Source organism: Oleiphilus sp. HI0066 (assembly GCF_001635725.1).
The window spans coordinates 1-940 of sequence record NZ_LWFH01000034.1 but is presented as its reverse complement, the minus strand read 5'-3'; the positions used below and the strand labels follow the sequence as shown (position 1 = coordinate 940).

Sequence of the window (940 nt, the reverse complement as noted above, 5' to 3'; positions counted from 1 at the left end):
AGCTTTTGAGGGTTTGCGTATTGGTGGTTCTGGAGGAAGTGATGATTTTCTTAAGATGCAGATTCTTGTCGACATCTTGGAAGATGGAACGCTGTCACTTGATTACACAACGGATTCGCTTGAATGGGATGGTTCTACCTTCTCTCCGGTAGGTAATCAAGCGCGTGTTGAGATTCAAGATATTCGATTCATTGAAGAGGCTGGCGACAGTGTTGGTTCTAATCTATTGGGTACCCCAAGTTTAGGTGGGTTGTATTTAGATTTTGAATTGGATGGTTTAACAGAGATTAGTTCTAACGCCACAGCTTACGTTATTGATACGGCCTTTAGTTTAACGAATGGGCGTCTTGGTTATAGAACAAACGGAAATGAATTCTTTTTAGACGGTATGAGCATTGACTATATCGCGCCGGATGCCACGTTGGCTTATAACCCTACCTCTGGAAAATTCGAGTACGTAGCATCTCAAGTGGATCTTGAATTGCGTGCTGATGCCATACGATTAAGCACTAATGCCAACAATAATGGTGTGTCTAACGATGTAGATAGCGGAGTATTGCTGCCGAGTTACGGAAGTCTTTGGTCTAAGTTAGCGTTGAGTCAATCTATTCAGCTAGGTGCCGGTGGTCGGGATGGCGTAGAAGGCTTTAATTTGGATACTCAGGCAACAATTTCTAGTTGGGATTTGGCTTGGGGTGATGATACCGATTGGTCTGATATCGGATATTGGTTCGGCGCGTTAGGTGGTCAGGGCACGATTGCACTATCGAATTTAACTGTCGATGTGCTAGCGAGTGATCGTCATGCAGGACTCGAGTCGACACGCGATTATGGTGGTGGATTGCAACTGGGCTTTGATAGTTTGCAAGCGGCTTTGTTCTTTGATGCGGTTGTGCTGGGTGAGACCAAATCTAATATCGATGCTTACAAAGTCGATAGT

The 940-nt window shown here is 44.6% G+C and carries 1 protein-coding gene; it reads left to right on the top strand.

Going from position 1 to position 940, the window contains the following annotated elements; genetic code table 11:
* Window positions 1–940, top strand: a 940-nt coding sequence (locus tag A3738_RS30315; protein WP_197473487.1) for a hypothetical protein, incomplete at both ends; no start/stop codon positions are given.